Below are 25,659 nucleotides of genomic sequence, written 5' to 3'. Positions count from 1 at the left end.
AGGCGGCGTGACCGTGGGGTGCGTGTCGATGCCCACGGACAGGTCGCCGAACTTGGCCACAGGCATGCCCGGCACGGAAGGAAGAGCTCCTGCCAGACCTGACTGGAGCTTGTCCAGAGCCGCTTTCGAGGCCGTGAAAAGGTCGGAAAAGCCCCGCACAAGGCTCGAACTTCCGGAAGCTGGCAAACCTGAAGAAGAAATAACGGACATATTTTTATACTCTACATTACATTATTATCTAAAAACAAACCGACTAATCGGTATAATATGCGCAAATATAAATCTTAAATTTGGGATAAAGAAATATAGACCAATTATTTATTGATGTTATGTAACATCTTTCAATACACCTTTCAACTGCATTTTATAAAAGTGCAAATTAAAGAAAAGGATTGAAAGACAGTAAAGTGTAAACCTCCAGACTGTAAATACTGTAAAGGGTTTACAGACTACAGGTTTACACTTTTATTATAGATGGCAAAATCCAGATCTTGTAATTTATTGTATATCAAACAGAAAAGAAAGGATAACCGTTCCAAGGGATTTCCATGGCACACTATTTTCACTATTATAGCCATATACTCCTCATGTGCGCACGGAAGGGGTGATTATTGTATCACTTATAAAAACATGGAGGAATAACTATGCCTTATATAGACGATGAACTGCTGGAAAAGATGATTAATACGATGGCGGAAGGATTTGCGCGTATCGAAAAGAAGCTGGAACGCATGAACCGGCAACGGGACTGCCTGGACGGAGACCAGTTTCTGGACAATGTGGACTTGGCGGAACTGCTTGGCGTGTCGCAACGGACCTTGGCACGCTACCGGGAAAAAGGGAAAATACCTTATTATTGTGTGGATGACAACGGGCGGACACTTTACCTTGCTTCGGAAGTACGGGATTTCATCAAAAGCCGGCAGAAAGGGAAAACCATGAAACCTGACAAGGGTTAGTCACAGACTGGATGCGATTTGTAAGAGTGAAGATATATAGATAGAGAGAGACCGTTTTGAATTTCTACAAAAACTTTCCTTGTCCTGGACAGCCGTTTTCACGTATACTCCAGGCGATAAATTCAAAACAGTTTCAGATGTGGATGCTTCATTCAAGAGAGCCGTATCATTGCTCAAAAACAGCATGTTGATACGGCTCTCTTATTATGCCAAAGGACCCAGTACTCAAACCGGGACGGCAGTCATGCGCATCGTGTCCAGATTGAGATAGAGCCCCCGATAGAATGTACGTCCTTCCCGGATCATCTTCCACAGCAATGCGCAACCGGCCTGTGCCAGCATGGAATTAATAAAAAGGTCCTGCTTTTCCAGGGCTTCCGCCAGCGAACAGCTCGGGCCGGAGTCCTTCTCGTCAATCGTGGAATAGCTGACCTCTTCAGTAATGACATTCAGGTGCGGTGTAGGTTGGTACTGTTCCGAAGCGGGTTGGTAAATCTTGTTGCGCACGGTACCGACCAGTACCTGCCCGGTGGTGCGGGCATTGCCGAAATCCATCCAGTAAATCGGAGTGGTCTCATTGATATGGACACTGTCCCTGAAAGGTTTCAGAAACCGCCAGAGCGTAAGCCTGGAACGTACATTATCGGTACAGGTGATGATGATATTCGCCGTACGGTTCTTTCTCTTCCCTGTTTCAGGCATCGGATAACGGCGGGGTTCCGCTGTCCATGCCGTGCCGAAAAAACGGTTGATCCGGGTGACGAGCGCGACCGCCTTGTTCAGGCCGATTTCCGGCTCGGAAAACAACTGGCGTCCGATGTTGGATTCGGACACGGCATCAGGGTCGTAAACGGTAACATAAAGCCCCGGATGCCCCAATGCCTGCAAGGCCCTGTCCATACGGGCCAATGAGGTGATGACCTGTGACCCTGTACCGCCGGCACCGATGACGATGACGCTGACCGGGTGGTGCGGAGAAAGCAGGTAATTCTCGGTATAATGTATTTTTTTCTTCTTCATGACAATAAATCTTTCAATTTGATATTTAACGGTTGCAGCTCCTCTTCGTCAAAGGGAGCATTGCGGGCATTCTCAGTGACGATGACCAGGTTGCTTCTGGTAGGGTTGCCTTTCCCGCCCAAATGGGAGAACTCGCTTGTCCAGAAACGCTGTTCCCAATATGCCAGCCAATCGGCATAGGTCGGGTTCTGCGGAACGGCCAGCGAGGTACTGCCCAGGCAGACCTTGCTTTGTGTGACGTTGAAGAACGGGGCCCGGTAAAGCTCCGTCCTTTCTTCCGGCCTGTCCCCCTTGAATGCGTAGATATCCATCTGCTCCTTTTCCACCTTGTAGACAACTCCCGGAAGATTGAACTCCCCGTCAGCGATGTTCAGACCTCCGGTGAAAAACATCCGGTGCCTTCCCGGAGGATTGTACCAGACATACTTCTCATGCCCTTTCCGGGAATTGCACTCCAGCAGGTTCGGCGGAATCCTCCCGTACGGAATACGGCATATATCAGCGGAATAGTTGTCCGCCAAAGCCCCGATAAATTCGTGGCTGACGGGAATGGCAGCTCCCATACGTCCGTCGGGACTGATGGGACGCAGTTCAAGATGGTATTTGTCATTGCTTCTGTAAGTATTGGAATCATACGCATAAGCGATGAGTGCCGCTTTCGGCACCATGATTTCCTGCAATCTGGTTGTCAGTTCATTCATTTTCTTTCAGTTAAAAATGTCGTTCAATATATTCTGTAAACTTCCCGAACCACCGGGCGAAGCGTTCGGGAAAGTCATCCATGCTAAATAGCCTGTCCGTTTCGGGAGACAACAGCATACGGGTGACAGGGGAAAGGCAGTACGTTTCCCGCTGGTCCGAGTTAAAAATCTCCATCATATCTTCCGTCAGCACGTCACGGATGGAATAGACCAGCATGACCTGTTCATACAATGGGACGGGCCGGAAATCCGGTTCCTCCTCATATGCCCAGTCGTACTGGTAGGACATGATGGAAGGCACGGCTTTGCCGATGAAAGCCATGCCTTCCTTTACGAGCGCCAACAAGCCCCGTTCATTCTCCCTTTCCGGGCAATGTTCTGTCAGTTTCCTGAAGAAGCCGGAACAGAACGGACGTTTCCAGATACGTTTCAGCATCCGGTCAATCCCGCCCTTTTCATAGGATTCCACCAGTTTCTTCCACGCTTTGGCTTCCCGCGGTGTTATGTCCTCGTCATAAGCGGGACGGCTTTCCAAATCGTCACACGCCATTTCATAGTAATATGTATCTTTCAAATCCTGCATGCCATGGTGCAGCATGAAGCGACGGATAAATTCAAGTACCAGCCTCCTTACCGGCGTGGAAAGTGCCTTGGTAAAATCCAAAGGCAGCCAGAAAAGGGTGTGGTCCGGCCAGTCGTGGTGCCGGTAGAGGCAGAATGCCAGCCTGCCTTCCACCACTTCCAGATTGACAGATTCAGGGACCAGGTTGTCCATCACCTCAAAAAGCCGGGCGATGTCCAGCCTCGGGCACCGGCTCCGGCTCTTTTTGGGGAAAGGCAGGCGGACATCCAACAGACGGGCGTAGTTTACCGCCGACCGGTACAAGTAGTCGAAAGACTCCGGTGTGGTAAGGTTTATACAGGTGACATCGTCCTCATCCATGCAATAATCCGGCGCAACCGGAAGCAGCCGTTCCGTCAGAAAACCATTGTTGTGCCGGGTGGCGGCAGGAGCTTTATGCTCCTGCGCAATGTCCCCCGGCTGATGTCTGTCTGCCGTTCGAGTTCGCAGATGATCTGCCGTGCCAATTCCTGCAACTGGTAGTCTGTAAGCTGTACGCATGCCTGTTTCTCCTTCTTATTAGTCTGTTTTACTCTTGCCATACCTTTATCCTTTTACGCCGGTGGTCGTTTTGAACTCATAAACCGCACAGTCCTCCTCTATGACAGGGCCGTGTACGTTTGCCGTGGTCAGTTCGGGATAGGTCATGGAGTAGAAATCCATTACGTCAGCCGGAGCCATTTCCGGGTTCGGATCGTCCAAAACAAGGTATGTGCCTGTTTTCTTCATTTTGAATACTCTTTTGAGTCCTTTGACTTCAAGTGCCATATCTTTTATCTTTTTAATAAGTTATACTGCTATTTATTCATGATTGCGGCAAAGGCTTATGATGCCGGATGTTGAACCCTGACACATAAGCCTTTGCGTGTAATAAGCGGATTTAATCCGTACATCGGGAAGTCAACAGCACACCAGTTCCAATTCCTGCTGCGCCTCGTCCTTCATGCGGTTCTCTTCCGGGAAGTCCGGGTATTCGGCATAAGGGTCTTCACGGAGCAGTTCACGGTCCTCTTCATCTTCCTTGTCAAAACTGTAAGGGGCTGCCGGCTCCTGTGGGTGGGGGTGAAAATCCGGGGTCCTGCCTGCCGGACGGTTCGGCGGGGTCTGTACGGGGGCAGACGGCTGTGCCTGCACATACGGATAGGTTCCCGGATACGGGGGATATACAGGCTGCCCGTAGGGCGGGTACGGCTGTCCGTTAGGTGCAAAGCCCTGTGGTGGCATTGTCTGCGGCTGTTGTCCGTACGGTGCTCCCCATCCGTATTCCGGCTGTGGAGGTATGGGTTGCGCTGCCGGTTGTGCGGCCGGTGCCGGTGGAACAGCGGCATTTCTGCCCGCTCCGTGAGGTGACATCGGTCCGGCATCAGTCCTTTGTACGGGATTGTCATTGACCGGATGGGGCTGGGCGGATGCCTGTTGTGCCGGAGCAGGAGTCGGAACAGGCTGCTGTGCTGGCGGTTCAAGCCCGACTTCCTGCGCTCCGAAGAGACTTCCGGCATTCGCCTTGCGCTGAATCTCCTGCATTTTGGCATCAATTTCTTTCTGTTTATCAGCCGTGGCAAGCAGACGTGCCTGTTTTAACCAGGTCTGCGCTTCGGAAAACCTGCTTGCCGCAGCCGCATCGTCCGCTTTCTTCATCAGTTTTTCCATTTTCTCCCGTTTTTCACGGGCTTCTTTGGATTCTTTTTCGACAGTTTTTCCCGGTTTGGCCTGTGAAGCGGTCTTTTCCGCCGCCTTCTCGAAAGCTTCCAGGTTCGTCAGGATGCCGAGCGCCTTCTTTACCGGTGCCATGACCGCCTGCAGGAACTCCCGGTCCAGTTCCTCAGGTGTCCCGCTAAGGACGAGGGGCACCATGTGTTGCTGCTGTTCCTCTTTCAGGGCGTTGTTCCGGGGCATGACCGCCACATTCAATTTGTCATTCATCCTGCGGATGTTGATGCTCAGGTCGGTGCCTGTGCTGATCAGTTGGTAAATCTGTTCAAAAAACATAAATCTAAAATTTAAAAGGTTATTGATTGGCTTATTCTATGGTTTCCTGCATGAAAAGCTTCAGCAGTTCAGCCCTGTCCGGTCGTGAAGCGATGTCCAGCAATGGTTCCAGGTAATAGCCTACGGTACGCGGTTCGTCAGCCGTGTCCGGAAAACGCCGCTTCACGGGACGTGACGGATTATACGGTATCGGCCATGCAACGGGCATGGCGGGGGCGGAAGGGGCAGTTGTTATTGTCTTCATGTGTTCTTGGCTTTAACAGTTACAATAAAATTCCGAATACGGCCAGCCATACGGCTGCCTTGAAAAAGAGACGTATGGCACGGAATGCCAACGAAATGGTTTCTCCAGCCAACAGGATGGCTACAAGGATATTTGCGGATACAATCCCGCTCTTCAGCAGGAGAAATGTACCGATGAACAGGCACAGCACCATGACCGTCCTGCCGATGCATTTGATGATTCTGATTTTCATATCTTTTCATTTTAAGTGAATGACCCCATCGGGGTATGTTTTCCCGATTTTACAAAGGCCGGGTAGCGGATTGGCAGTTTCCTGCACAAGGCTTGGCGGGAAAAAATACCGCAGCGAAGCGAGGATGATTTTTTCCCAGCCAACCAAGCCCCAAGGGGGCTCGCCTTGGGCAGGAAAAAGCAATCCGCTACCTTTGCTGCGTAAAAACGGAAAAATATTTTCACCTAAATAAAAAAATGCAGACCTCACGGCCTGCATCCCTTTTCATTTTGTTTGCCGGGCTTTATGCAGCCAAGCGGATAAGGATTCATTAAACGGTATCATCCTCGGATTTTTCTCCCTTGGAACCGCACAGACGGAAAATCTCATCCGTCACCTCGCCCGCCAGCCTGGACACCTCCTTCAGAAATGTTTCCTGGGCGAGTTTGCCTTGTTCCATGGCCTCCAGTTGCGTTTCCCAGCCGGAAGTGAGGGACGGATCGGCAATCTTCATGCCGCGTACCGTCTCGTAGATATACAGCCCTTTGCGTGTGGGAACGATGTATTTGCCCGAATAACGGATGTATTTGCGGTCAAGCAACGTGTGGAGAATAGCCGCACGGGTAGAAGACGTACCCAGCCCGGCCTTTTCCATATATTCCACCAGCTGCGCATCGGTATAGGGCGGTGGCGGCAGGCTGCGCCGGCGCACCAGGCTGCATGCCGGAACCGGCAAAGTCTCGCCGGCGGAAATATCGGGCAGGGTCAGGAAAACGGCATCTTCCGGGGCAATGTCGCCCTTTCGGCCGAATATGCCGTGCCACCCTTGTTCCACTATCCGGAAAGTGTCTGCACGGAAACGGAGTGCCGCACATACGGCATCTACCGTAGTACACTCCACCTTGCAAGGAGGCATGAAGGTTTCAAGCATCCGTCCAACCACAAGCAGGTAGACCTGCATCTCGCGCCGGTCAAGTTCGAGCCTTCCGGGACATACTCCGGTCGCGATGATGGCCGGATGGGCGGTGCTGTCGCATCCGATAACCTGCTCTGGCAAACGCGTACAATCAATCGCTGCTTCTTGAACATAAGCTTTCAAACCGTCCCAAGCCAGCATTTTTCCCATAATGTCCGGCAACATGGCGGCAACGTCAGGCGACAAGGTACGGCAGGAGGTGCGCGGATAAGAGATGAGCTTCTTCTCATACAGGCTCTGTGCAATGTCATGCACTTCGCATACTGTCAATCCATAATAGCGGCCGGCATCCTTCTGCAGTTCGCCCAGACTGTACAGCGCAGGCGGTGGAAGTTCCTTGACCCACCGGGTGACGGTTGTGATGCGGAGACTTCCGGCATGGCTACAGTCACGATGGAACTCCCCGGCACGATCCCGGTCGTGAAACGTGTCCACGCTGCGCAGCTTGAACGGGATGCCCTCCTTGGCGGTACTGACATAAATGTGCCAACTGTCTGAGGCTATGTGATTCTCCCGGTCCCGGTAACGTCCGCTGATTGCGGCCAGTACGGGGGTCTGCACCCGTCCCAGGGAATGGTTACCCAGGCCTGTCGCCCGGCAGAGCGCATAGCTCGCGTTCATGCCCAGCAGCCAGTCAGCCTTAGCCCGGCTGTCGCCCGCCCGAAACAGGCCGTCGTACATTTCCAACGGCTGCATACGCTTCATGCCCTCGCGCACCGCCTGCTCCGTAAGCGAGGAAATCCAAAGGCGGAGTACCGGCAGGCTGCATCCCAAATACCGGTAAAGCTGCCGGAACAGCAGTTCACCTTCGCGCGAGGCATCCGTGGCGGCAATGATGCGGGAACATTCCGGTAACAGTTTCTCGATGACCTTGAGCTGTTTGACCGCATTGATGTCGGGAATCCAGCCGCTGTCTGTACGGACATGCTTGACCATCAGCTGGAAGGGCCGGGGCACCAGCGGAAAGTCCTTCCGCTCCACACGTGCCTTGCCGTAGTCTTTCGGCATGGCCAGGGAAAGCATGTTTCCGAAGGTCCAGGTCACTATGTAGCCGCCTCCTGCCATGTATCCGTTCCCGCGCTTGTCCGCGCCTATGATTCTTGCTATTGTCTTGCCCACTTCGGGCTTGTCTGTCAGTATGAGTGTATGTTCCATTTTATTTGTTATTGGTGTTTCCCCGTGCCTGAAGCACGGGGAAACGGGTTTGACCATCGTTATTCTTCAAAAGATCCGTTATCAGGGCTGACCCCGTTGATTTCCATGAGCGCATTTCCGTCCGTATTGCGCACGAGGCGGATGGTGGCATCCATCGTCAGGTCGATGAGGGCCGTTCTCAAATGGACGGACAGGACGGCTGTCTCCTCTCCGGAAAGGAGCGGATCAAGATTGCCGCTGTCTTCCAGTTGCTGTCTGCTGATTCCGAAAGACTGAAGCCGTGTCCAGTCCATGTCGGTTTCTGAAAAAATACAGTTGCTTTTCTTTCCCATATTGTTCTTGTTTAGAAGGGTTCGTGAATGAATGATGTTTCTGTCAGACCGCCTGTTTTGCACTGCGTTTCTGTTGCTGGGACTGGGTGGTCTCAGCCTGTGCCGCGTTTCGTGAGATGTTCCGTTTTCGGTCCGGATTTTCCTGGTAGAAATTCAGGATGCCGGTGCTCGGATTGACTTTGGCATAGGAGGAAAACTCCTTTCCGTTTTTTCCTTTCAGGCCGGAAAGAAGCACCGCCTTGCCGTCCTGCAGGTCCGCCCGTTCCTTGGCCGAAAGCACTTTGCCGTAGACTTCCGCAGGAATCCTGGCTTCCTGCTGCTCGCTGAATCCGTCCGGCGTGCGCGAATACTGCGGATACCCGTTGTTCATGTTCAGGCGCACAAAAGAGGAAAACTCCCTGCCGTCGCGTGAAATCATGTTCTCCAGGAAAACGGGCTGGCCTTTGCGCAATGCCTCCCTGTCTTCCGGTGTCAGGCGGACTTCGTTGATTTCTTTCGGGATGTAGATCTCACCCGTTTCCGGATTGTGGCGCGTGTACTTCAGCTGGCTGGTTTCCGGGTCCTGTGTCACAAAGGACGAGAATGTGGTTCCGTTGCTGCGTTTCATATCCTCCACCAGGATGGTGTGCCCTTCGCTGAGCATCTTGAGCTGTTCGGGCGAGAGCTTGACGCCTCCCAATGTCTGCTGGTTGAACACCTGGTCCTTCGGGAAAATATATTCGATGCCCCTGCGTTCCGCGCTGTACTGGATGGTGGCGTTGAATTCCTTGCCGTTTTTGGACGTCATGCCGTCCACATAGACGGCCTCCCCGTTTTTCAGGCGGGCAATCTCGTCAGGTTCCAGCTTCACCCCCTTGATCTCATCCGGAATGAAAACATGCTCCTGACGTACCGCCACCAGTTCGTTCGTCACCTTGTCCAGCGAGACCAGGCAGGGTTCGGCATTGCCGTTGTTCCGGAAGTCCAGGTTTACCACACGCCCCAGGTTGCCCGACTCACGCAGGTTCCTCTTGTCCTCTTCCGTAAAGATATGCCCGAAATAGGGGCGTTCCAGTTCCGGTTCCCTGCGGATGCCGTGAATGCCCAGCATCACCTCGCCGTTCGGGTTGCTCATGAAGGAAAGGCGGGCATCCATGCGGACGGTCGCCAACCCGGGCAGGTTCAATGACAGCTGCACCAGCTTGTTGGTCTTGTACCCCTTGAGCATGCCGTCAAGCACTCCCATACGTTCCAGCATTTCTTTGGACACTCCGATATTTTTCAGCCCTTCCCAGTCTATCATGTTCTCATTATACCGGTAGGACGGTCCCTGCGGCTGTTCTTCCTGTACGGGCTGCTGCGCCTGCTGTTGCGCGGCCTGCTGTACTTCGGTGTGCTGTTCGGCATACTGGGGCGCTGCCGCCGGCTGTTCGTTCACTGTCTGTTTCTTTGCCATTGTCGCATCTTGTTTTAGATTCTTGTTTTGTTCCTCCTTCTGCTTTTTCGGACGGATTTCGTAGTGCTTGAGGAACTCTTTCACTGCGTCCGTCTGTTTCCCTTCCGCCAGATCCTTTATGGCCTGCCTGTTACGCTTGTAATCCTGAAAAGTCAGGCGAATCAGGCGGAAGTGGGTCGGTTCACGGAACTGGCTCCAGAAATTCTTAATGAAATTTTCGAGTATGCTCGAATTCTTGTCGAACTTCAGGAACTCGTTCTCATGCTGCTCGTCAGCAGGCACAGTCTTGCAGTTGCCTTTTTCATCTGCCTCGCTGACTGTCTGGACACCGGCCTTCGGGTCATTCTTATTGTGGACCATCAGCAGTTCGCTGACTTGCTCCACATAGGGCGCGGACTCTGCAGCCGGTTTGGAGGCAGCTTTGCGGGCACGCTTCATTTTTGGTTCTTTTTCCATTTCTCTTTTCTGTGTCATACGCGTCGTTTTTAGGTGTTAACGGTTTGTTTTGACACGTCAAAAGTAGATACATAATTTGGATAATCCTTTGATTTTTAAGAAAGTGGCATTACATGTCATCAGGTGTCTTCAAATGTCAGGAAAGAGCATGGAACAGACCGAGAAAAGGGAAAAATGTGGGTGAAAAACAATTGCGGATGAAGCAAAAGAGAAATAAGGGAATAGGAACGAATAAAGGGAAGGGCAGATGCTGTACGTAGCCAAAGCCATGCAGAGCAGAGGGAGCTGGAAGCCCCCTGTAAACTTTAAGATACCGGATGCCCAACAACGAAAGTAATGTATAACTGGAGAATTTCTGTTAGTTTGAAGACTGGTGTCAAAAAGCAGGCCTCTGCCTGTTGCTCTGAATCATTCATGCGTCGCGTCGGTCGCAGTTTTGCCCCTGTAATCATTCCTTAATTCCGTTTCCGGTTGCCGCCGCGTTCTTTTTCGTGAGAATTTTCCCGGCGAAGCCGGTTATGGAAAATTTTCACGAAAACCGGCGGAAACGCGGCTGGCAAAACGGAAACGGAATTACCTTTGATGGAAGGGGGAAAATTGGAATATCCTCTATATTTTATTGATTTGATATACCATAGCGATTCATCTTTTTGTACAGTGTCGGGCGGCTGATTCCCAACAATGCCGCTGCCTGGGTCAAATTCCCGTTTGATTCGGCAATTGCCTGCCTTATCTGTTGTTCTGCTTGCTCTTCTTCCTGTAAGAGAGACTGCATTTTCTTACTATTCCTACCGACTTTCATTGTTTCCGGTCCTAAAGTCGGGGTTATCTTCAAGTACCTGGAAGAAATACATTGCCCTTCACTTAGCACCACCGCTGCCTGAACCACTTGTTTCAATTCACGCACATTGCCCGGCCAGCTATGTTCCAACAACATTCTTTTAGCCGGCTCGTCAAAATCAGAAACTTCCAGCTGCCATTTTTCACTATATTGTCGCCGGAAAAAATCAGCCAACGGAAGAATATCTTCAGGGCAGTGGCACAGCGCAGGCACCGTCATCGTAAAGTCCTGCAAACGATAAAGGAGGTCTGCCCGGAAACGCTTTTCCGCCACTGCCTTGTGCAGGTTTTCATTGGTAGCCGCAATGATGCGTACGTCTGACCTCCTGTCCTGTCCGCCTCCTACCGGCCGATACCTGCGTTCTTCCATGGCACGTAACAGCATCTGCTGTGTCTCAAGCGGAAGATTCTCCACCTCATCAATAAACAATGTGCCGCCATGCGCTTCCTGGAAATATCCGGCCTTTTCTTTCAAGGCTCCTGTAAAAGCCCCCTTAACATGACCGAAAAAAGCGGATGCGGCAAGTTCTTTGGGTAACATACCGCAATCAACTGTCACATAAGGTTTATTGGCCCGCAAACTTTGCCTGTGTATATTGCCGGCCAAATGTTCCTTTCCGGTTCCCGTTTCCCCCCAGATAAGCACGGACATATCCGTAGGTGCAACCAAACGGATGTAATGGTACAATTCATTGAACGCTTTGCTTTTCCGTTCGTATATCACTTTGGAAAACGACAGATTCCTGCTCCTTATTTTTTCCATTACAGGCAGCAACTTGTCTTCTATCAACGGTTTCAGTATATAGTCCTCGGCTCCTAACTTCATCGCATGGATTGCCGCATGTATATCCTCATACTGTGTCATGATGATAAAAGGTTGGGAATATCCCTGTTTCCGCATCCATTCCAGTAAAGATGTGCTTTCACCGTCCGGCAATCTCAAATCGGCCAAGAGGGTATCTTCTTCACCCAGAGAAGAGAGCATAAATCTTCTTGCCTGCGCAAGGTGATGGATTTTTACTGTTTTCCATCCCGCCTTTTGCAAATAACCACAAATATAATCGCAGAACAATATGTTATCCTCTATAACTATCACCCTCATAAGCCTGTATAGTTTGTTGTGCCAACTTAATTATTTCTCCTCCTTTATCTATTATATTTTGAAATGCCAAAACAAGCTCCTCATGCGTGCATTCCGGCATCTGATGGAGTTTTTCATACATTTCGCGTAGCGGTTTGGCCGCATGGATCATTTCCCAAGAACTGCTCAAATGATGTATCCAATCGTTCAAAGCCTTCCGGTCTTCCTTCTCCAAACATTTCCTCATCGCATCCATATCATCACGTGTCTGGCGGATCAGCGTATCAAGCATTTCCCGTCCGTTACTACATTTTAATAATGCGTAAAAATCCACCCGCTCTTCCTGCCTCTTATTTCCCAGACATCCTACACATACCCGCATCAGTTCATCTGCGGAGAACGGCTTTCGCAAGCAAGCAACAAACCCAGCCTCAGACAAGCCGGAAATATCGCCTCCAGTTGCTGTAGCTGCGATGACCGGAATCGTACGTGAATTGCCGACATTTGCCATCCGCAATAATTTAAGCACATCAAACCCATTCATCTGTGGCATTTTCAAGTCAGTAATCAATACATCATAATTCTGGCATCGTAAGTGTTCGATCATGTCCCGCACGTTTGCGCACACGGTACATTGTACTCCCTGACGGATAAACATTTCCTTCATCATGGCCAACAATACCTCATCGTTGTCCAATGCCAATACCGTAAACGGAAGCACCCTTGAAATTTTTTCTCCGCTTTCCATAGGCATCTCTTCCGCTAAAGATAAAGGAAGCAAGAACGTAAAGCAAGTTCCTTTTTCCAGCCGGCTATTCAATTTTATTTTTCCACCCAGCAATTCCGCCAGCCCTTTTACGATAGCCAGTCCTAATCCGACTCCTTCCACGGTAACGGCATTCGGCAACCTTTCAAAAGCTGTAAAGATGCGCATCTGTTCTTCCTCACTGATTCCTGTGCCTGTATCTTCAACTTCCAAAGACAAGACTCCGCCTGAAAAGCCAGTTCGAAGGGTTATCCTGCCTTGTGAAGTGAACTTAACCGCATTGGACAATAAATTGGCACCAATCTGGAGAATCCGCTTCTTGTCGCCCACCACTACGGCATCACAGCCATTCTCCACCTCAAACCTCAATCCCTTTTCGATAGCCAAAGGCATAAATTCTGCTTGCAATGCATCGGTAATGCTTTGAATCCTGAAAGGAACCGGGTTCGGCTTTTCCTTATTGCTTTCCAACCTGAAAAAATCCAGCAGTCCGGCCAACATGGAAGCCATACGGTCTGTAACTTGGCGTATCGTCCTGATGTATTCCTCCCGTTTAGCCTTGTTTTCTTCTGTTAAAAGCAGTTCAATATTGCCACCGATGGCAGTAAGCGGCGTACGTAAATCATGAGTAACAGTCAGCATGATCCTTTTCCGGGCTTCAATCAAGACCTTGTTTTCAGAAACGGTCTTTTCCAGTTGCCCGACCGTTTTTTCCAGTTGTCTTTTATACCTATTGATACGTGCCATATCCCGATGTATAACTGCATACGATACTCCAAGCAGCAGCACCATGATTGCGATTTGCCCACTGGTAGTGGCAAAAGAACGCTTTTCTGCCTCAGCTATCCTGTCTTCTCTCTGTTTCAGTTCTTTCAAAAGTGTTCTGTCCATGTATCTGAGCATAGCCCTCAGCTGTCCGTTCAGTTCCCTGTTTTTTCCCGCAAGACTATCCGCCTGCCCTAATAGCCTGCGCGTGTATTCCTGTTGTCTGTCTACAACATTTCTGTCCAAATCGTACAAGCGGGAAGCCGTAGAGGAAAGTCTGTCATTCTTCCGCTTTCTGAAGAGTCTTTTCCAAAAGTTACGCTTCTTATTACTATCATCCAGCATACTTTGACGAGCTATTTCCGGTATCTGCCGGGCAATCTTCCTGTCCATGTCCTCTTTCATACGTACCGTCACCATGTATTGCCCCATAAGTTGTTCTTTATCTTCCCATAATCTGCGGATGCTGTCAAGATGCGCATCGGCCAACCAACCTTTGAGGTTGCACAAAAGACTATCAACAGACAGCCTTTGCCTATGGTAAGCCTGTAAGTCCTCCGTTTCCCATTCTATGAAAGTTTCCGAGAAGGAAGAAAGTTCGAGCATCCTAACATATACATCATGTATCTCCTGTTTACGGCTACTGATCTGTCTGGCTTCCTGTTCCCTTACTTTGCGCTCTTTCCATTCATAAATACCTGTATATATAATACTTCCTATGATTAAAAGTATAACGGCATATCCTACAGCAATCTTTGCCAGAAGAGACCGGGGGTGCAAACTGATTTTCATTTACATTTTCTCTTTGTTACTCATTGCTTATATAGACAAAAATCGGCCTGCAACAAATGGCGAAAGTTCTTCGCCACCACTTATTATATAAACCGACCAGTCGGTATTTATTTGCAAAGATAGACTTTTTCAAGGAATAAAAAAACAGATATCCATATCTAGTTCCTATGTTTTGAATTTCTACAAAAAGTTTTTGGGGGTGATGTATTCATTTTCGGTGTGCTTTGGATGATTTACTGGGAAGTTACCGCTTTCTTCATCAGGTCATCCACTGTCTTTCTCACCACACAAGTGAAAATGCCTCAAAAATCATCCTAAAGTCAGCATACGACAAATTCAAAATAGAGCATAAATAACAATTATACAGTATTTTAGATTGAGTTGTAGCTATAAGATTGAGGAATCAAAAAAGGGAAGATACAGATGTGTCCCAGAAGTATTTTTCAGAGCGAGCATAAGAAAGTTTTTCCAATAGAAGAATCGAAAAACTGCCGGCTAAAACTATATGCGTCATGTACAGCCAACTTATGTTCCCGTGATGCCTTATAAACTACTTCCAAAAGAAAGTTCTGTTCTTGAAACAGCAACTCCTGATACAAACGGGAAAACTCATCCATGTATTCACCAGCAGAAGATACAAATTGCAAATAATGCATCAAGCCGTTTCCTTTCAACTCCTCGGGGAAATCAGATATTGCACGTTCAATAGGATTCCTATACAAAAGAGTGAATTCATTCCAATTTTCGTGCGGGCTGGATGCCATTTCCGAGGTAAGCTTAGAAGCAGGGAAAAAGCGCAAACGGATGACAGCATCTACCAATTGTTTTTTAGAAGGGAAATGATGGATAACCGCCCCCTTAGACTTATGCACAGCCAAAGCTACATCGCAAAATGAAGTATTTCTTATACCTTTTGCAATGAATAGCCTGTATGCTTCATTGATTATCTTTCGTTTTAAGTCCGGATCCATTTTATAACTGCGCGTAACATTGAAAAATAGCACAGACGCAATCAAGACTCAAACAGCTAGTGGAAAAAGCTAAAGACGTATTGACGCACCTGTGCTATATGACAATGTATAGCGCAAGTCATCATATACCATCTCGTCTTTTTGAAATTTCCACTTTCGTTTGAAAGATGAATATGACACCTGTACTTAATGTATCAAGCCTTATTTTATACGAGGCACAAAGATAAAGTTTTTGCCGCTAATCTCCAAATTTAGACTACACTTAATAATACGGTTCCATAAGAAAAGCGTCCGCTTTCAGGTACTAACAGCAAAATTTTTTCACCGGATTTAAGTTCATGTGTTCTCCAAAACTCATCCAATGCCGCAAAAATAGCCGCAGATGCAATGTTTCCCACTTTAGGCAAATTGGTAAACCACTTACTTTCATCAATTCCCACCCCCACATTTTTCAATTCATTGATTATCTTATCATAGAAGAACATAGATGAAACATGGGGAATAACGTAAGAAATAGAATCCGGAGAAACACTGTGCATTTCCAAACAAGATTTGATATGTTTAGCCCAATATGGTACGGCATATTGTTCCAGCAGCTTGATATCTTGTTTGACTGTAAATATGGAGCGATTTACAAGATCTTGACTATCGAATTTTTTCCAACTTTTCAGCTCGCCATCTTCTGATTTTTCTGCTCCCATAAACATACAGGTAGGAAGTTCATTTGCATAAGAAGTCATTTCTACCCATTCTACACGCAATGCCTTCCCCATTCCTGGATTGTCTTGAAGCAATACAGCACTGGCACCATCGCTCAACATAAACCGGAGGAAATCCTTTTCAAGTGCCATGTATGGTTTTGTACCCAAATTAGCACATTTCTCATATTCTATATCATAATTTTTAGAAAGCAATCCCGCAGATGCTAATTCAGAACAACTACAAACTGCATTTTTTTTCTCTCCAACCAGGATTCCCCAATATGCAACTTTAAAGGCTTGAATGCATGAGAGACAAATTCCTGAAGCAGAAAAAATCTCCATTGGCTTGTTTTTTAACAAGCCATGTACCATAGAAGCATGAGAAGGCAACACTTGATCTGGACTTGCTGTCGCACAAGTCAATAGATTTATATCTTTCGTAGATAAATGTTCTTTTAACAGCCTATGAATCGATTGAACTGCTAAGTCAGCATTAGTATGCGTCATTTCCTGCTTTGTATTGAGTGCATAATAACGCTGTTTTATTCCATTTTGCCTTAACACAATATTTTTCACACGAGAGTTCACTCCGGAAATCAAGCCTAAATAATTCTCCATGCAATCATTAGTTACAGGAGAATTAGGGAAGTAAGTAGCTGTAGATGTGATAAATACTTCGTTTTTCATCATAATTATACTTTAATTAAACCATATATAAACAAAAACTGTTCTTTTAGTTTTGGTATATTTAATCCATTTTCCAAAGCATCATTGTAAGATTGCCCAAAGAAAATGTATTTAAACTGTTTAGCTAGTTTTCTGCAATCATGCTGCTCACCTATTTCTCCGTTTTTCTGTGCATGCTTTAATACTGTTTCCCATAACAATAATTCTTTTTGTGTAATGATTGTTGTTTCTTTAGTAAAATTCGGATAGAATTTTTCAGCTTGCAGAATTAAGTTCATATATGCACGCGTTCCATTTGTATTGGCATCGGGCAAGACAAACTGTGACAAATAATCCATAGTATATTGTACTCTGTCAATATATAATTCTATGAATTCATACAGTGATAAAGTTGTAGACATTCTCATTTTATTCTCAACATCTTGCTTACGTATAATGTATTGATCAATGACATCCATAAACAATTCTTGTTTTGTCGGATAATGATATGACATGCAACCTCTAGACAGATTAAGACTTTTTTCTATATCTTTTAAGGGAACCATACTGTAATCTTTTGACAGAAACTGTTTAAATGCGGCTTCCCTTATCAATGCTTTTGTTTCTGAGCCTTTTGAACCTTTCATAAATTTAATTTTTCCAGCAAAAATAAAACTTAAAAATGAGTTTTTATAATTTGCGGGTATATTTTTGAACTCTAAATGCCTTAATAGTGAAATATTAAATTGATACGTTTCTTAAATTATATCCAAAGAATAATATTCTTCTTTTTTTCACTATATTTGCCACAAGACAAGCCGATTAGTCGGTTTGTAGGCATAGGAAGGCTCAAACAAAAGTGGAATTTTCGAATGAGACGTATTCCTATGCCTTTTTACTGTAGTATCTGTTGAAAGGGGAGATGCTGTTTACATTGTCACTTCCATTATCCAGATACTGATATAGTACTTTTATCTGTACCATGTGTGTATATAACTTCCACCGAACTCTTGCGTTAATATCAGCACTGACCATCACAGATTCCTGTAACTGTTTCGAAGAATAGGTTCCTCTTCGACGTGCGAGGTCATACAACTCTTCGTCCTCTTTTAACTTTACTACCGATGTGTACAACTGGTATGCATCATCAATTTTCTCCAAATGAAATTTTTCTTTTATACCATCGGATGGAGGCATGAACTCCAATTGTGGCAAATCGCATTTGTTCAAGATGACCAAACTTCTGTCCATTGGCGAATTAAATTCTCCTAGCAATTCTTGAATTTCGATTCCATCTGAAGTGGCAAACCTTCCTTCAGACTGTGGAATTGCATCTTTCCATATAGATACCGCCTCAAGTCCGATACAGAGAATGAGATGTTCATCTTTGTTGAGCTGCAATTTTTTTATCGCCATATCCATATTTTCTGTAAAGACACGGTATTGCAGCGGATGTTGAAACGTGAAAGTGTTTAACAGATATCCCCTGAACATGTGTAACAACATTGCACTCAAGCTTTCCTTGATATTGATATAGGAAATCGTCTTTTCATCTGCAAAAGCTTCCAACGGTTCAACTTCCCGGATGACAGCATGAATATCGTATTCACTGAAGTTTTGCGTTACGTTACCAGATAATGCAGCACGGTATGCAGTAAGATTGCGATTGGTCATAGCTATAGCGATATCATTGAACTCACGAACTTCTTTGTCAGACAATGGTTGGTCTTGCCTTTGTTTTTGTATCTTCCCCTGAAGCTGGTCTTTAAAATCATCCAACAAGCCGGAAAGCTGCTTCATACGCTGATACATATTTAAGGATGTGGCATCTTCTTCCAACACCTCTTGTAACCAATCTGCCTTTGACACCTCTTGCAAGCGTGTTTTCAATAACGGGATATTATCCAGCCATGCCTGTTTGGTTGCCAACTCTGCAGGCGTATCAGGCAATGCAAACAAATAATTCCTATAGGTATACTCTTGCGGAAGCGTGTACAACCGCATGATCATTAATGCCAAGTATCTCTGAATCCAGCCGTTGATGATGCTGTTGTTACGGACTCCCGACTGAAGATCCGGAAACGGATAATCACGCTCTAATCTGAACGGATTATCCCATGTGTCTGCTACCAATTCCATAAAGGCGGGGATGATTTCTGCCAAATTGTTATATAACAAAACATATTGCGGAGGCTTCGCATTGGAGTAATATAACATTTGCTTCAGCAGTCCATATTCCTTTTTATACAGGAGCATAGCCCCCAGTGCCGTGTGAAATTCCTTGAACTTTTTCCTATCACTTTCTCTTTTGGAAGCCTCTTCTGCTGTAATGGTTACAAAGTTCCCCTTGTTGTCCTGGATACGCTCTCCCTCATAATAACTCTGCATAGAAAATAGCAAATGCTGATGTGCCATCCTCCAGTAAACAATCAGCCAATCATAGTGTTTATAGTGCAACTGTTGGAACAGGCAAGTCCATATCACATGATAGGTCTTTTCTGAGAGTTGGGTCTGCTGAAAATCATCCCAAAGAGCGGTTATAATATCATTCCCGTTGTGAATGGATACAACTTTTTTCTTTGAAGCACATAAGATTTCGTTAATGGCTATCACTCCATCGTATAATTCGGGCGGGTATTCCACCTCTTTCTTTTCCTTTCCCAGCCGATAATTAATAATCCATTCATAATAGGACTGATAACAGGGTCTTAAAACATCGATGTTGTCTGTCTTTTTAATTATCGCAGCCCAAAGTTCGAACCATGCCTTCCTTTTTTCCAGGCTAACATTGCCTTGCAGCAATCTTTTCTGTAATCTCGGCGCATCGTAATAAACCCGAATCAGGTAAACTACCCATAATAGCCCCACAACCATACCGATGCAACAAACAGCCGCCATGTAGCCCCATGCCTCGTACCATATCGTGTCTGCCAACCTGACTTCCCTATCTTTGGGCAGGATTACGATGTAGGCGAACAATTCAATAATGGTTGCTATCAGAAAAAGACAAAAGCAGATTGTTGCCCGCTCTTTTGCGAACAAACCTACCAAGCGGGTTGAGCCGTATTTGTCATCAATCCGTTGGATGGCTCCAACCAGCAAAGGAAAGGCAACACCTAAAATAGCTGCCGCCAACGCTAAGACCAATTCTTTGGCACATGTCTCACATATCATGGTTATACCTGTATTATTAAACCGTCCAGTCGGTTTTGTTTTCGGGACAAAAGTATAAGAATTCTTAATAGAAACAAAGCAAAAGCCGAAACAATTGCCACCTATGTGTTAACAAGTGTTTCGGCTTTACCCTAAATGCAGTGATAAATACTTGCTATCGCGGAATCATTTTGATTTTGACCGGGACTCCCTGGGAATTCAAGACACGGACCGGAGCCTTTTCGCTTGCCTTGATATAGAAGAGGAGATAATCCTGTGCCCGCTGAGATTCATAATACCCTTTATCCCGGTATTCGGCTATCCACTTTTGAATTACGGGAACCTGCCAACGATTCATCAACACATAATAAGCGGCCTCGTATTCAGAATCGCTCAGGAAAATGTTCAGCTTTAAATAATCCCACCAAAAACGTTCTTTCGCTTTGCTATTGGCATTGAGCGCAGCCATGCGAAGATTGTAGGCTTCGCCAGGGGCGTCTGAATAGTAGTCCCATGCGAATACATCGGGCGTACCACCCTCCACATTGTTCCTATCAGGAGCAAAAGATTTCAAGGCCTCCAGCGAAGCATTGATTTGGCTATATGTGCCTGTTTCGTACTCCTTATAATAAGAAATGATATTCTTCAACCGGCTTGAGGCAGGATGAACCAATACTGCACGTGCCTTTATATGACGTTTGGCATCGCTGCTTACTTTTGCCAACAGCTTCATAAAAACGGCTTCTGAATTTATCCGTTCAGCCGGATCAGTCTTTGCCAAAGGGAAATCTTTATCGATTTTGCGTATATTACGGTGCAGATAAGGCAAACGCAATGCTCCATACGCACAGCAAATGGAAGCACGGAGAATCTGGAAAATAGGTGTACGGTCGCCTTGAGGCGCCACATAGGGAAGATCAGAGATGCTGAAAAGTGCCTCGCTACCGACAATAAGGGTGACGGAAAGCGACTCATTTTCTTTCAGTTCTCCCGTAAGTTTGAAATCACGCTGTTGGACACTTACCCAATCTATGGGTTGCAATGCCAAGAGGAGGACGCAAAAACGACCATTGTGCGGTGTGTAATCCACATTCTGCGGTCTGGACTTGGAGACCACCTCGTTGAGGAATCTAATTTTTTGACTATCTACCATAATTAAAATCGGTATTAAGTGAAACTTCGTATTAACGGTACAAAGGTAAGCAGCTATGCAGATTTGTCTGTTCCGATTTTCGCCGAAAACACTGCACAAATAAATTTTCTAAACTAAATTCTGCATCATGCAAAGGAAACCTGTACATCCGGTAAAATTCCGGTGATGTTGGAAACTGAGTTGACAGAGACCTTGACCGGCTGCAGCCATACCAGCTTTTGTTTCAACTTTTGCAGCCAAATGCCCATTCGTGCCTTGCGCTCCACCTGATTGGCTTCGTCCCATTCGATACAAGCGATAATAGCCAGTTGAACACCGCTGTCAAGCAACCGACTATTTATCTGTGTGAAGAACTCTTCGTCATTGGTAGAAAAGCGTGCGGCACCTGTGGCAGTGGCAATCGAATCCCTAACCTTGACGGCAATCCTCCGCATCAATTCTTCGCCTCCGGCATTAAGCACTGCACGAGTACTTTCATCGCGGGTATGTCTCCGATAGTTTTTGACTTCGATCAGAAATAACTGTTTCTCCTCATGAATGCCCATGAAATCTACCGCCTTTGTAGGCTTGAGAACCTTTTCCACCTTTCGGTGCGCGATATGTTCATCGTACTTGACGACCACCCAACTGGCATCTTGAAAACTGAAATTGATGCCGCTCTCCTGAAAATCACTCATAACTGCTCATGTATTTCTGTTCCAAATCATAGAATGCCGCATACTCCTCCAGAATCGGATTATTCTGTATGGCTGTGAGCGTATCGCTTTCTTCGACTACTATTCTGCCTTCTTCTTTGTGCAATCCGAAGAAACGAACACATACACCCGTGTGTTCCTTGTACTCAGAATACAAGGAAAGTATGTGTGTAAGCAGGTAATCATGCGTGGCGATGAAAATCTGCAAGCCACACTTCTGAAGTTCGCGAATGAACTCGGCTACCACCCGGATGAGAGCCGGATTGAGATTGGACTCCGGTTCGTCCCAAAACAAAATCGTTTTGGCATTGATTTCACCGTTCAGGATAAGGTAAAGGATGGATGCCAGTTTGCGCAACCCTTCAGCCACCAAGTGGGCTTCCATGTTTCCCTCAGCCGTCTGTATGTAAAAACGGCCGTTCATCTGAAGCACTTTGAAACCCAATTCACGCTCTAACAATTCGATAGCCGACTTTAACGGATTGCCCTCTATATCGCGCAAAACGGGAAGAGCAAGCGAGTGCGCCAGATTGATGTAAGTCTGATCGAATGAAAGTTCACGTTTGCTGCTCAATCCTATAAACCCCTCAAACAGGGAAAACATCTCACGCGGCGGAATATAGATGAACTGGCACTCGCCCCATTTGTCGTCTCCCTCTATCTTGACTGTTGTCTTGGATGTAGCAGAAAAGCTGAATGCCAAATTCTTGTCATCCACAGCAACCTTTACAAATGCTTTACTTGCCACCATACTCTTGTTTACCAGATTGCCGATGAAATCCGGTTTGAAATAATGAGTAACGTTTTCTGCCAATATGTATTCAAACTGTTCTCTGGAAGTAGTTTGCTTGGCAAGGAAATCGTGACGTGCCTGCAAGGCAGAAGCTAAGCATTTGAGCACATGTGTCTTTCCCGTACCGTTTTTGCCAATAAGGACATTGATTCCATTGACAAATGAAAAACTATTGTCGATGAAGCTGGTAAATCCTGCTAATGTTATACTGTTTATCATTGAAACCTCTGATTAATAAAACTGTTACAAAGTTAATTGAAAAACAAAAAGCATCCAACTTAAATAAGTAAAAAAGGGAATATGACGGTAAATATTGCTTCCATATAAAATATGATTGTATTCTAAATGAGGTGCCCTAATCAGCAACGAGTTTATTGACGACCCTGGACATAAATCCCTTTCCAATTTTCCGGGAAATGTTTTTCTGCCCACATACAGTTGAATCTTTGAGGTGAACAAATGGAATTTGCCGCATAAAAGACAGCGTAGAAAACAGAATACGAAGGATTCCCTTTATAACCTTCAACATCTGCCAGAATTTCGTCCATAGTCCTGTTGAGCTCTTTTTCATCATTCACATATTTGAATTCGACTGCACACTCTAATGAAGGTATCAATATGTCCGGATTATAACATTTGGCTGTTTGCTGAAATTTATAATGACTACAATCTTTATTGTCAGGAAATGTCGCTTTACAGATATCTTTGATAGGTTTATACACATCCGCTTCGGAGGTTGGTTGTTTCCCAAAGGTGTTAAGTAGCGTAGCTGTACTATTTAATATATTTTCCAGAATGTCAAATTCTTTGCGAGCACCTATAATGCTGAAATCATCAAAAGCATCCAAATATTTTCTGAGAACAAGCATCAACTCGCTTCCCATCTCTTCAGTACCTGATAGTATTTTTTCTTTTGTTTCGTAGAATGGTGTAATTTCTGCAAGAAAAGTATTATAATAGTTTGGTAGATTCTTTGCTTCAATATAAGCCTGTACTAAAGGAAGCAGTTTTTTTGCAATATAAATTAAAGATTCTTCTCTTTCTTGTTCTTCCATTTCATACGTATAGCATTCTTCTTGTGACAATTTGGAAAAATTAGGTGTTCCGTATTCTTTAAACATTATATAATCGTAGTGGCTACGGTCGAATGCGGTCATTATTCTTTTTATTTTCTCTGCCAAATGTTTCATATTCGCTTATTTATAGGTTAGCTCTATTGTAAATATACTCCATAAAAGTAAGAAAAGGAAATGTTTCAGTGATAAATTTAACTGCTGTAAGGTGGAGATTATCCATAAAAAGAAATTGCTATGGAGCACACCATACTCTATAGCGATTTCTTAAGAAGAACAGTATCGACTAAATAGTTAGAATATGTATTCAAGAAAGTTATAAAAAAGTGTCAACTGATGTTCATAAAATTGTGATTTTATTTATATCTTCTATTTTATAAATAGAACAATCCTTATTAAATGAATTTATGATACTGTTTGTGTTCACTCCTAAGTGTTCCATAATAGATAATGGATAAAAAAAATCATCATATCCATACTCCCAATGTGGTAGTTTTAGTTGTTGATACTCAAAATTCATTTTTTCTCCCTTTTCATTGATTATAAGTTCATCTTCACCAAGTGTATATTCACATTCTCTTATTTTTCTTCCTTGTGAATAATATGAAAAAGACATAATTGGTATCCAAATATCAATATTAAACTTATATATATATGATACAGAAGATAATATTGAATCATGTAAATAGTTAATAGCCTTTCCTTCTATAAGAACATAACTATTTATGATTGGGCTAATTATTATTTTTGTAATTTCATATTGAGTAATATTGGTTACAGACAATGGTTGCGTTTCTAAAGAAACATCCACTGATTTTCTCCAACTTGTATTATTGGTTATTAGCTTTAAATCTAAAGCTGATATTATATTACTCAATTCTTCTTCTTTTATAAGAAGCCAACTTAAACAAGCAAATTTATTATATAATTCTTCCATTAGTGATTATATTTATGAGATATGTCTACATCATTTTCTATTACTTTTCCATCTGGATAATAAGTCCTGATATTTGTATTGCCTTGCAAATCTGTCCATTTATATGTAATCATCATGTCATGAGTCTGAGAATGATTATATAAAAGTAGATTGCAATTCTTAGCTCTTGGACCACATGGCGGTAGAGGACCTGCACGAAAAGGTTTACCATTTTTACCTTTAAAAAAAGCAATAGAACCATCACCTTTGGGTCCCATTGATGTTATTTCCAAATGCCCACCTCTTTGATTTCCCATTTGATTTAAGATTTGTGGTTCTGAATGAGTGCCATTTCTTATACTTGAAAAACTTCCGACTTCTCCTGATATACCTTGTGAATTTGTATAAATGGCATTTGCAATATGCAATCCATTACAATCTATATAATGATTTGTATTTGAAACATAACTATATAATGTTGGATTTTTGCCTAATATGCCTATTGGATCTTTTGTTAAATATCCCCCCAAATTAGGTAAATAATACCTAAACCTATTATAGTACAATCCTGTTTCTTCATCCGCATATTGCCCCTGAAACCTGAACGGACAATCGAACTCCGTTCCCTTGTCAATGGCGATCACTTTTCCGTAAATATCCAACGTGCAGTCCCAGGTCTTGTTCCCCTGTCCGTCGTACATCTGGATGGGAGTACCCAAGTAGTCGGACACAATGGAATACTGCTTACCCTCCTGAATCTTCGCCGCAGGCACAAACGTATCCGCCTCGAACACCCAGGTGGTAATATCTTCTGCCGGTTTTTGGGGAGGGATGTTTCCCTCTTCGTCCGACTGTAAGCTGATGGCTTTATAGCACCATTCATGTAAAGGTACGTTTCCATCCCACACCCAGCGTGTGACCTTGCCGAAATACCGCTTGGCGGTGCGGCGTCCCAGCGCATCGTAACGGAACTCCACCGGCCTGCCGTCCGGACGTATGACTTTCTTCAGCATGCCGTTGGACGCCCACCCGTAGAGCCATCCCGTGCCCGTAGCCAAGCAGCGGATGCCGCGCTCCTTCTCCAGGCGCTTGCGGTCATGGGGCACGGCGTTGTCCTGCAACTCCTTGAACTCGCGGAAAATAAGGTTTCCCTCGTCGTCGTAGTGGTAAAGGCAATCCGGGTCTTCCAGAAGC

26 protein-coding genes are annotated in these 25,659 nt (G+C 45.4%); 2 read left to right on the top strand and 24 right to left on the bottom strand.

What is annotated here, in order from left to right:
- Both B5F71_RS20780 and B5F71_RS11615 read left to right on the top strand, forming a co-directional pair.
- Window positions 1–325 (top strand): hypothetical protein (locus tag B5F71_RS20780; RefSeq protein ID WP_206423839.1); only part of this gene is annotated, 325 nt, incomplete at its 5' end.
- A 319-nt stretch (window positions 326–644) separates the two neighbouring features.
- Window positions 645–959 (top strand): helix-turn-helix domain-containing protein, encoded by a 315-nt coding sequence (locus B5F71_RS11615; RefSeq protein WP_087210464.1) that lies wholly within the window; start codon window positions 645–647, stop codon window positions 957–959.
- Window positions 960–1,184: 225 nt separating this feature from the next.
- Here the strand turns inward: B5F71_RS11615 and B5F71_RS11610 are convergent, their stop codons facing one another.
- From B5F71_RS11610 to B5F71_RS21195, 24 genes are all read right to left on the bottom strand, one after another.
- Complete coding sequence (locus tag B5F71_RS11610) at window positions 1,185–1,979, bottom strand: PRTRC system ThiF family protein (RefSeq protein ID WP_013617081.1); 795 nt, start codon at window positions 1,977–1,979, stop codon at window positions 1,185–1,187.
- Complete coding sequence (locus B5F71_RS11605) at window positions 1,976–2,680, bottom strand: prokaryotic E2 ligase family D protein (protein WP_087210462.1); 705 nt, start codon at window positions 2,678–2,680, stop codon at window positions 1,976–1,978. Before B5F71_RS11605 ends, B5F71_RS11610 begins: the two co-directional genes overlap by 4 nt.
- A gap of 10 nt (window positions 2,681–2,690) precedes the next feature.
- Window positions 2,691–3,623, bottom strand: a complete 933-nt coding sequence (locus B5F71_RS11600) for a hypothetical protein (protein ID WP_083802536.1) — start codon at window positions 3,621–3,623, stop codon at window positions 2,691–2,693.
- 35 nt (window positions 3,624–3,658) lie between these two features.
- On the bottom strand, window positions 3,659–3,844 hold the full coding sequence (locus B5F71_RS11595) for a hypothetical protein (RefSeq protein ID WP_083802538.1): 186 nt from the start codon (window positions 3,842–3,844) through the stop codon (window positions 3,659–3,661).
- A gap of 4 nt (window positions 3,845–3,848) precedes the next feature.
- Window positions 3,849–4,070: a PRTRC system protein C gene (locus B5F71_RS11590; protein WP_013617084.1), complete on the bottom strand. Its 222-nt coding sequence runs from the start codon at window positions 4,068–4,070 to the stop codon at window positions 3,849–3,851.
- A 132-nt stretch (window positions 4,071–4,202) separates the two neighbouring features.
- Window positions 4,203–5,291, bottom strand: a complete 1,089-nt coding sequence (locus B5F71_RS11585) for a PRTRC system protein E (RefSeq protein WP_087210459.1) — start codon at window positions 5,289–5,291, stop codon at window positions 4,203–4,205.
- A gap of 31 nt (window positions 5,292–5,322) precedes the next feature.
- A complete protein-coding gene (locus tag B5F71_RS11580; RefSeq protein ID WP_087210456.1) occupies window positions 5,323–5,535 on the bottom strand; it encodes a hypothetical protein in 213 nt (70 codons plus the stop codon).
- A gap of 19 nt (window positions 5,536–5,554) precedes the next feature.
- A complete protein-coding gene (locus tag B5F71_RS11575; RefSeq protein ID WP_013617087.1) occupies window positions 5,555–5,767 on the bottom strand; it encodes a hypothetical protein in 213 nt (70 codons plus the stop codon).
- A 6-nt stretch (window positions 5,768–5,773) separates the two neighbouring features.
- A complete protein-coding gene (locus B5F71_RS11570; protein WP_013617088.1) occupies window positions 5,774–6,025 on the bottom strand; it encodes a hypothetical protein in 252 nt (83 codons plus the stop codon).
- A gap of 52 nt (window positions 6,026–6,077) precedes the next feature.
- Window positions 6,078–7,877: a DNA topoisomerase gene (locus tag B5F71_RS11565; RefSeq protein ID WP_087210454.1), complete on the bottom strand. Its 1,800-nt coding sequence runs from the start codon at window positions 7,875–7,877 to the stop codon at window positions 6,078–6,080.
- A gap of 59 nt (window positions 7,878–7,936) precedes the next feature.
- Window positions 7,937–8,209 carry a DUF4099 domain-containing protein gene (locus tag B5F71_RS11560; protein WP_087210451.1) on the bottom strand — a complete coding sequence of 91 codons (273 nt, stop codon included), beginning with the start codon at window positions 8,207–8,209 and terminating at the stop codon, window positions 7,937–7,939.
- A gap of 43 nt (window positions 8,210–8,252) precedes the next feature.
- Window positions 8,253–10,118, bottom strand: a complete 1,866-nt coding sequence (locus tag B5F71_RS11555) for a DUF3945 domain-containing protein (RefSeq protein WP_087210448.1) — start codon at window positions 10,116–10,118, stop codon at window positions 8,253–8,255.
- 598 nt (window positions 10,119–10,716) lie between these two features.
- Window positions 10,717–12,042 carry a sigma-54 dependent transcriptional regulator gene (locus B5F71_RS11550; protein ID WP_087210445.1) on the bottom strand — a complete coding sequence of 442 codons (1,326 nt, stop codon included), beginning with the start codon at window positions 12,040–12,042 and terminating at the stop codon, window positions 10,717–10,719.
- The gene (locus tag B5F71_RS11545) at window positions 12,017–14,344 is read right to left on the bottom strand and encodes a hybrid sensor histidine kinase/response regulator (protein WP_087210442.1); all 2,328 of its coding nucleotides are present in this window, start codon (window positions 14,342–14,344) and stop codon (window positions 12,017–12,019) included. The genes B5F71_RS11550 and B5F71_RS11545 overlap by 26 nt, the downstream gene beginning before the upstream one ends.
- 443 nt (window positions 14,345–14,787) lie before the next feature.
- Window positions 14,788–15,315 carry a TetR/AcrR family transcriptional regulator gene (locus B5F71_RS11540; RefSeq protein ID WP_013617094.1) on the bottom strand — a complete coding sequence of 176 codons (528 nt, stop codon included), beginning with the start codon at window positions 15,313–15,315 and terminating at the stop codon, window positions 14,788–14,790.
- Between the two features lie 251 nt (window positions 15,316–15,566).
- Window positions 15,567–16,703, bottom strand: a complete 1,137-nt coding sequence (locus B5F71_RS11535) for a StlD/DarB family beta-ketosynthase (protein WP_087210471.1) — start codon at window positions 16,701–16,703, stop codon at window positions 15,567–15,569.
- Window positions 16,704–16,708: 5 nt separating this feature from the next.
- Window positions 16,709–17,329, bottom strand: a complete 621-nt coding sequence (locus B5F71_RS11530; protein ID WP_087210439.1) for a TetR/AcrR family transcriptional regulator — start codon at window positions 17,327–17,329, stop codon at window positions 16,709–16,711.
- Between the two features lie 238 nt (window positions 17,330–17,567).
- Entirely contained in the window at window positions 17,568–19,856 is a 2,289-nt protein-coding gene (locus B5F71_RS11525; RefSeq protein WP_087210436.1) for a hypothetical protein, read from the bottom strand.
- A 154-nt stretch (window positions 19,857–20,010) separates the two neighbouring features.
- Window positions 20,011–20,988 carry a pseudohemocyanin gene (locus tag B5F71_RS11520; RefSeq protein WP_087210433.1) on the bottom strand — a complete coding sequence of 326 codons (978 nt, stop codon included), beginning with the start codon at window positions 20,986–20,988 and terminating at the stop codon, window positions 20,011–20,013.
- A 125-nt stretch (window positions 20,989–21,113) separates the two neighbouring features.
- The gene (locus B5F71_RS11515) at window positions 21,114–21,665 is read right to left on the bottom strand and encodes a hypothetical protein (RefSeq protein WP_087210430.1); all 552 of its coding nucleotides are present in this window, start codon (window positions 21,663–21,665) and stop codon (window positions 21,114–21,116) included.
- Window positions 21,658–22,695 carry an ATP-binding protein gene (locus B5F71_RS11510; protein WP_087210427.1) on the bottom strand — a complete coding sequence of 346 codons (1,038 nt, stop codon included), beginning with the start codon at window positions 22,693–22,695 and terminating at the stop codon, window positions 21,658–21,660. Before B5F71_RS11510 ends, B5F71_RS11515 begins: the two co-directional genes overlap by 8 nt.
- Before the next feature lie 152 nt (window positions 22,696–22,847).
- A complete protein-coding gene (locus B5F71_RS11505; RefSeq protein WP_143269885.1) occupies window positions 22,848–23,666 on the bottom strand; it encodes a hypothetical protein in 819 nt (272 codons plus the stop codon).
- A gap of 223 nt (window positions 23,667–23,889) precedes the next feature.
- Window positions 23,890–24,486, bottom strand: coding sequence for a hypothetical protein (locus B5F71_RS11500; RefSeq protein WP_087210422.1), 597 nt, complete (start codon window positions 24,484–24,486; stop codon window positions 23,890–23,892).
- The coding region (locus B5F71_RS21195) for an RHS repeat-associated core domain-containing protein (RefSeq protein ID WP_275532083.1) at window positions 24,486–25,659 on the bottom strand (1,174 nt) is incomplete at its 5' end. The genes B5F71_RS21195 and B5F71_RS11500, both read right to left, overlap by 1 nt.

This window comes from Bacteroides sp. An269 (assembly GCF_002159755.1).
Lineage (GTDB): Bacteria > Bacteroidota > Bacteroidia > Bacteroidales > Bacteroidaceae > Phocaeicola > Phocaeicola intestinalis.
This window is presented reverse-complemented; position numbering and strand designations above follow the sequence as displayed.